Consider the following 6,422-nt stretch of genomic DNA (forward strand, 5'->3'; position numbering starts at 1 on the left):
TTCATGGTGAGTCTGACTGCCGACCTGAGCCCGCTGCGTCCCGACCGTAACCTCGCGATGGAGTTGGTGCGTGCGACCGAGGCGGCGGCGATCCGTGCCGTTCCGTTCATCGGTCGTGGTGCGAAGGAGGCTGCCGACGGCGCCGCCGTCGACGCCATGCGGGCGTTCCTCGGGACGGTCGACTTCCAGGGCCGCGTGGTGATCGGCGAGGGCGAGAAGGACAACGCCCCGATGCTGTTCAACGGCGAGGTCGTCGGGACGGGACGCGGGCCGCTCTGCGACATCGCGGTGGACCCGATCGACGGCACGTCGCTGACCGCGGCCGGTCGGCAGAACGCGCTCTCGGTGATCGCGGTGTCGGACCGCGACACGATGCTCGACGCCTCCAGCGTCTTCTACATGGACAAGCTCGTCACGGGGCCCGCCGGCGTCGGCGTGGTCGACATCCGCCTGCCGATCGGCGAGAACATCCGCAAGCTCGCCGGCGCGCTGGACAAGCCGGTGGACGAGATCGTGGTGTCGGTGCTCAACCGTCCGCGGCACGAGCAGCTCATCCAGGAGATCCGGGACGCCGGGGCCGGAACCCGTCTCATGAGCGACGGCGATGTCGCCGGCGGGATCAACGCCGCACGCCACGACGCCCGCACCGACATGTGCGTGGGCGTCGGCGGCAGCCCGGAGGGCATCGTCACCGCGTGCGCGATCAAGGCCCTCGGCGGCCACATCCAGGGCCGGCTCTGGCCGCGCGACGACGACGAGCGTCAGCGCGGCATCGACGCAGGACTCGACATGGACAAGGTCTACGAGGCGGACGACCTCGTGCAGGGCAACAACACGATCTTCGTCGCGACGGGTGTCACGGACGGCCAGCTCGTCGCCGGTGTGCGCCGTGAGCGCGGTTACGTCTACACCGAGAGCGTGGTCCTGCGGGGCGCCTCCGGAACCCTCCGCCGGATCGCGTCGGAGCACCTCGTCTCGAAGTGGCTGTGACGGCTCTCCTGTCGGCATGATCGCGGGCCGGATTCTCGCCATCGTTACCGACCCGGTATCGCCTCCTCCACGAGTCGGGCCCGGTTCGGCGAGCTGCCGTGCCAGAATTGTCACTGGGTTTGTCGCCGTCGACGGAGCCGCCAGGCACCGCAGGCACAGGAGGGCGAACGCATGACAACGCAGCACACGAGCGGCTCGAAGAGCGCCGCGCCGACCAAGATCATCACCACGAACACCGGACGCATCCTCCGGGTGAGTGCCGATGCCGAAGCGGCCGCCGTGGCCCCGCCGGCACCGGTTGCGCAGCCGGCCGTCGATCCGGCTCGCCGCGCCGACGTGCTGTTCCGCGTCCGCCGCGCGGAGGGGCACGAGGTGAGCGCCTGGTGGATGATCGGCGCCTTCCTCGCCACGAGCGGCCTCGTCATCGTGCTGCTCAGCGGCGTCCCTGGCGTCGCCTGACACTCCGCGATCGGGGATCCGGTCGCGTCCGCCGTCACTGCTCCCGGTCGTGGAGCGCGGCGGCGTGGTCGAGGCGCGCGCGAACTTCGCCGACGTCGGCCTGCATCGTGTCGGCGGTAGCCTCGGCCTCCGTCGGGACCAGCAGTTCGGGTGCGGTGAAGCGCCGTCCGTCCGCGGTGATCGCCGAGACAGGCGCGAGGGCCTCCGCATCGACGCCGGGGAACTGCCGGGCGGTCACGAGAACCCGGGACTCCAGGGAGCCGGCGAAGCGGTTGTAGCTGTCGACCGTGCGCTCGATCGCCCGCCGCAGATCGTCGGCGTGACCGGCGAGGGTGCCGAGGCGCTCGTACAGCTGCGTGCCGAGCGCGAGCAGCGTCCGGGCCTCGGTGGACACCTCCTGCTGGGTCCAGGTGTAGGCGACCGTCTTGAGGACCGCCCAGAGGTTGACGGGGGAGGCGAGGGCCACTCGTCGGCTGAAGGCGTAGTCGAGCAAAGTGGCGTCCTCATCGATGGCGGCCGCCAGCAGCGACTCGCTCGGCAGGAAGCAGATGACGAACTCGGGGCTGGCGTCGAGGCCCGACCAGTACGCCTTCTTGGCGAGGGCGTCGACGTGGGCGCGGACCGCGCGGACGTGCTTCTGCATGTGCGCGCGGCGCTGAGACTCGTGGGCGTCGCCGAGGGGGAGGGCGGAGGCCTCGAGGTAGGCGTCGAGGGGCACCTTCGCGTCGACGGCGATCGACGTACCGCCCGGAAGGCGGACCACCATGTCGGGGCGCCCCTGGCCGCGGTCGGAGGTGATCGTCGCCTGCAGGTCGAAGTCGACATGTCTGGTCAGCCCCGCCGCCTCGACGACGCGCCGCAGCTGGGTCTCGCCCCAGACGCCGCGGGTGGACGTGGAGCGCAGCGCACCCGCCAATGACTCGGTCGTCGCGCGGAGCGCTTCATCGGACTCCTGCGCGCGCCGGAGCTGCTCGGCGAGTGTGCCGAACTGCGCCTGACGCTCGCTCTCGATCGCGGCGACCTTGGACTGCATCTGCTGGAGACTCTCGCGGACCGGCGCCAGAGCCTGCAGCACGGCGTTCTGCTGCTGGACGCGCTGTGCCTCCGCCCGCTGCTCGGTGCGAGCGTGCTCGACCGCGTCCCGATAGAGGTCGTACTGGCGATCGCGGTCGTCTCGCGCGGCCGCGAGTTCCGCCTGCGTGCGTGCGATGTCGGCGGCACTGCGTCCGGCTCGCAGGAACCAGCCCAGAGCGACGCCCGCGGCGAGGGCCACGAGCAGAAGAACGATCGACAGGGCATCCATGGCTCCATGATGCCCGGGGCCTCCGACATCGCCGGGAGGACGCGAGGTGCGTCAGGCGACGGCGCGCTCCAGCGCCGGTGCGGCAGGCTCCGTCACGCGGAGGCCGAGGGCGTCGGCGAGGCCGAAGACATCCGCGGCCCCGGCGCGCGCGGCCGCGTCCACGATGATCTGGGCGCAGGCGAGGGCATCCGCCAGTGCGTCGTGGTGCGAGAACTCCGCGTACCCGGCCGCCGCGGCGGCGAGGGGCAGGCGGTAGGAGTCGAGCTGATAGGTCTTCCGTGCCACCTGGAGGCTGCACAGCGACCGGTACGGCGGGCAGATCTGTCCCGTGACCTCCGTCGCCCGTCGCAGGACGTTCAGGTCGAAGCCGGCGTTGTGGGCCACGAGCACGTCGGCGCCCGCGAAGCCGCACAGGCGGTCGAACTGATCGACCCACGTCGCCGCCGACAGCACCTGCTCGGGGCGGATGCCGTGGATGCGGACGTTCCACTCCTGGAACTCGTCGTGGCCGGGCGGGGGCTGGATCAGCCAGTTCGCGGTGGCGACGACCTCCCCGTCCCGCACCCGCACGAGTCCCACGGAACACGCGGAGGCCGGGCTGGAGTTCGCGGTCTCGAAGTCGATCGCAGTGAAGTCCAGTGGCACGTCCTCACTCTCTCCCGGGCCTCCGACGTCGCTGTGCAGGCTCGCCGTATGCTGGCCACATGGCGGACGAACTCGCGAGATCCTTCGGTGCGGCGGCCGGAAGCTACGAGGCCGGACGGCCCGAGTACCCCTTCGAGGCCGTCGCCTGGATGCTCGAACCGATGGCGGACGGTGCGCGTCGGGTCGCCGATGTCGGCGCCGGGACCGGCAAGCTCACGCGGGCGCTCGTCACGGCTGCGGACGCCGAGGTGGTGGCGATCGATCCGGACCCCGCGATGCTCGCCGCCCTTCGCGACGCCGTCCCCGGGGTGCCCACGTTCGTCGGGACCGCCGAGTCGCTGCCGCTTCCGGACGCGAGCGTGGACGCCATCGTGCTCGGCCAGGCGTGGCACTGGGTCGAGCCGGTCGCCGCCTCGGCGGAGATCGGTCGCGCGGTGCGGCCGGGCGGGGTGCTCGGTCTCGTCTGGAACCTCCGCGACGAGCGCGTCGACTGGGTGCGCCGGCTCACCGACATCATGCACGGCAGCAACGCCGAGATCATGCTCGCGGCGGGCGACCCCGTGGTGGCGGAGCCCTTCGGCGCTCTGGCGCAGGACCGCTGGGAGTGGTCGCGCCCCATGACGCGGGAACTCCTGCACCGCATGGCCGCGTCCCGCAGCGCTGTGATCACCGCCCACGATGCCGAGAAGGCACGGATCCGCCGCGAGATGGACGCCCTGTTCGACGAGCTCGGCCTGCACGGGGACGGTGTGATCGAGGTGCCCTATGTGACGAGGGCCTTCCGCGCGGTTCGCGACTGAACAGGCGTCCGCGCCGTATCAGGCGCTTTTCCCACCCTGCCGCCTGATCCCGCGTGGGTGCCTGCCCTCGCGAGGGGTGAGGCGGGGGAGAGCGGCGCAGGTAGACTCATACCCCGTGGCTCTCACTATCGGAATCGTCCGTGATGGGAACGTCTAACCCCGCTTGGAAAGCGTCAGCCATCGCTGTATAGTCAGCGTGTGCTGACTATTGCTTCTCGCGTCGACGTGATGAACAGGCTCGGACGGGCAATGGCCGATCCGACCCGTTCACGGATTCTCCTCACGCTGCTGGATGGCCCCAGCTATCCGGCCGTTCTGTCACGGGGACTCGAATTGACGCGGTCGAACGTCTCGAATCACCTAACGTGTCTGCGCGACTGCGGCATCGTCGTCGCTGAGCCGGAGGGGCGGCAGACCCGCTACGAGATCGCGGATCCGCATCTTGCAGCGGCGCTCGCGAGTCTTGTGTCGGTGACGTTGGCGGTCGACGAGAGCGCACCATGCGTCGATCCGGCATGCTCGGTTGCCGGCTGCTGCGACGCAGGGGAGCCCCGATGACCGCGCTCATGCTCGCACCTGAGCGCCGTGACGTGCTGCGCCGCCGCATCCGGGTCGTGGTTGCGATCACGATCACCTGGAACGTCATCGAGGCGGTGGTCGCGCTCATCGCAGGCGGCGTTGCCTCGTCCGCGGCGCTCATTGGGTTCGGATTGGACTCGATCGTCGAGGTGCTCTCGGCAGCGGCGGTCGCATGGCAGTTCGCGGCGCCTGACCCGCAGAAGCGAGAAAAGGTCGCGCTGCGGGTGATCGCAGTCTCGTTCTTCGGTCTCGCCGCGTACGTGAGCGTCGACGCCGTGCTGTCGCTGTTCGGCCTGCGGGATCCTGAGCACTCGCCGGTCGGGATCGCAATCGCGGCGTTGAGCCTGCTCGTGATGCCGTTCCTCAGCTGGTTCGAGCGCCGCACCGGTCGCGAGCTCGGTTCGGCCTCCGCCGTCGCCGACTCGAAGCAGACCCTCATCTGCACGTATCTCTCGGCCGCGCTCCTGGCGGGCCTGTTACTCAACAGCCTGTTCGGGTGGGCATGGGCGGATTCCGTAGCCGCGCTGGTGATCGCTGTGTTCGCTGTTCGAGAGGGAGTCGAAGCGTGGAAGGGCGACGCATGCTGCGCCGCTCCCGTGGCTGTGCTGACCGGGGAGCGGGAACCTGACACCTGCGAGGACGGCTGCTGCGCCCGGTAGGCGGCGGAGGCCGAGTTCTCGCGGCGTTATGCTCATAGAGCCATGCCTAACTTATCCATAGGAATCGTCGGCCTGCCCAACGTCGGCAAGTCCACCCTCTTCAACGCTCTCACCAAGAACGACGTGCTCGCGGCGAACTACCCGTTCGCGACGATCGAGCCGAACGTCGGCGTGGTGAACCTGCCCGACCCGCGGCTCCAGAAGCTCGCGGAGATCTTCGGGAGCGAGCGCATCCTGCCCGCCGCCGTGTCGTTCGTCGACATCGCCGGCATCGTGCGCGGGGCGAGCGAGGGGGAGGGGCTGGGCAACCAGTTCCTCGCGAACATCCGAGAGGCCGACGCGATCGCCCAGGTGGTGCGCGGGTTCTCCGACGACGACGTGGTGCACGTGGACGGGGCCGTGAATCCGGCGTCGGACATGGAGACCATCAACGCCGAGCTCATGCTCGCCGACCTGCAGACCGTCGAGAAGGCGATCACTCGGTACGAGAAGGATGTCCGCGGCAAGAAGATCGACCCGTCGGTCCTCGAAGCCGCGAAGGCCGCCAAGGACGCCCTGGAGCGCGGGATCCTGCTCTCAACGAGCGGCCTCGACCTCGAGCCGATCCGCGAACTCGGGCTCCTGACCGTCAAGCCCGTCATCTTCGTCTTCAACGTCGACGAGTCCGTGCTGACCGACGACGCCCGCAAGGCCGAGCTCGCCGCCCTCGTCGCGCCGGCGCAGGCGATCTTCCTCGACGCGAAGATCGAGTCCGAGCTCAAGGACCTCGACCCCGAGGACGCCGCCGAGCTCCTCGCCTCGACAGGGCAGGACGAGTCGGGTCTCGACCAGCTCGCCCGCATCGGCTTCGACACCCTCGGTCTGCAGACCTACCTCACCGCCGGCCCCAAGGAGGCCCGCGCCTGGACCATCCCCAAGGGATCGAAGGCCCCGCAGGCCGCCGGCGTCATCCACACCGATTTCGAGAAGGGCTTCATCAAGGCCGAG

At 69.9% G+C, this 6,422-nt stretch carries 8 protein-coding genes; 6 read left to right on the forward strand and 2 right to left on the reverse strand.

The window, feature by feature from the left end; genetic code table 11:
• The first annotated feature begins 3 nt into the window (after positions 1-3).
• Both glpX and B2W79_RS09750 read left to right on the forward strand, forming a co-directional pair.
• A complete protein-coding gene (gene glpX / locus B2W79_RS09745) occupies positions 4-990 on the forward strand; it encodes a class II fructose-bisphosphatase (protein WP_060922697.1) in 987 nt (328 codons plus the stop codon).
• A gap of 171 nt (positions 991-1,161) precedes the next feature.
• Complete coding sequence (locus tag B2W79_RS09750; RefSeq protein ID WP_060922698.1) at positions 1,162-1,449, forward strand: hypothetical protein; 288 nt, start codon at positions 1,162-1,164, stop codon at positions 1,447-1,449.
• A 34-nt stretch (positions 1,450-1,483) separates the two neighbouring features.
• Here B2W79_RS09750 and rmuC read toward each other — a convergent pair whose 3' ends face one another.
• Together rmuC and B2W79_RS09760 are read right to left on the reverse strand one after the other, a co-directional pair.
• The gene (gene rmuC / locus B2W79_RS09755; protein WP_071328164.1) at positions 1,484-2,752 is read right to left on the reverse strand and encodes a DNA recombination protein RmuC; all 1,269 of its coding nucleotides are present in this window, start codon (positions 2,750-2,752) and stop codon (positions 1,484-1,486) included.
• A gap of 51 nt (positions 2,753-2,803) precedes the next feature.
• On the reverse strand, positions 2,804-3,397 hold the full coding sequence (locus B2W79_RS09760; RefSeq protein WP_071328165.1) for an exonuclease domain-containing protein: 594 nt from the start codon (positions 3,395-3,397) through the stop codon (positions 2,804-2,806).
• Between the two features lie 59 nt (positions 3,398-3,456).
• Here B2W79_RS09760 and B2W79_RS09765 point away from each other — a divergent pair, with 59 nt between their 5' ends.
• The 4 genes from B2W79_RS09765 to ychF form a co-directional block, all read left to right on the forward strand.
• Entirely contained in the window at positions 3,457-4,197 is a 741-nt protein-coding gene (locus B2W79_RS09765; RefSeq protein ID WP_071328166.1) for a class I SAM-dependent methyltransferase, read from the forward strand.
• Between the two features lie 198 nt (positions 4,198-4,395).
• Positions 4,396-4,755, forward strand: a complete 360-nt coding sequence (gene cmtR / locus B2W79_RS09770; RefSeq protein WP_083391666.1) for a Cd(II)/Pb(II)-sensing metalloregulatory transcriptional regulator CmtR — start codon at positions 4,396-4,398, stop codon at positions 4,753-4,755.
• Positions 4,752-5,435 carry a cation transporter gene (locus B2W79_RS09775; RefSeq protein ID WP_071328167.1) on the forward strand — a complete coding sequence of 228 codons (684 nt, stop codon included), beginning with the start codon at positions 4,752-4,754 and terminating at the stop codon, positions 5,433-5,435. The genes cmtR and B2W79_RS09775 overlap by 4 nt, the downstream gene beginning before the upstream one ends.
• 42 nt (positions 5,436-5,477) lie before the next feature.
• The coding region (gene ychF, locus B2W79_RS09780) for a redox-regulated ATPase YchF (protein ID WP_292789025.1) at positions 5,478-6,422 on the forward strand (945 nt) is incomplete at its 3' end.

Origin of the sequence: Microbacterium sp. UBA7513 (genome assembly GCF_002478345.1) — a bacterium.
In the GTDB taxonomy this organism is placed as follows: domain Bacteria; phylum Actinomycetota; class Actinomycetes; order Actinomycetales; family Microbacteriaceae; genus Microbacterium.

Bases quoted from the DNA above. Each gene is read 5' to 3' on its own strand.
- glpX (WP_060922697.1), top strand. From the start codon at position 4: ATGGTGAGTCTGACTGCCGACCTGAGCCCGCTGCGTCCCGACCGTAAC.
- B2W79_RS09750 (WP_060922698.1), top strand. From the start codon at position 1,162: ATGACAACGCAGCACACGAGCGGCTCGAAGAGCGCCGCGCCGACCAAG.
- rmuC (WP_071328164.1), bottom strand. From the start codon at position 2,752: ATGGATGCCCTGTCGATCGTTCTTCTGCTCGTGGCCCTCGCCGCGGGC.
- B2W79_RS09765 (WP_071328166.1), top strand. From the start codon at position 3,457: ATGGCGGACGAACTCGCGAGATCCTTCGGTGCGGCGGCCGGAAGCTAC.
- B2W79_RS09775 (WP_071328167.1), top strand. From the start codon at position 4,752: ATGACCGCGCTCATGCTCGCACCTGAGCGCCGTGACGTGCTGCGCCGC.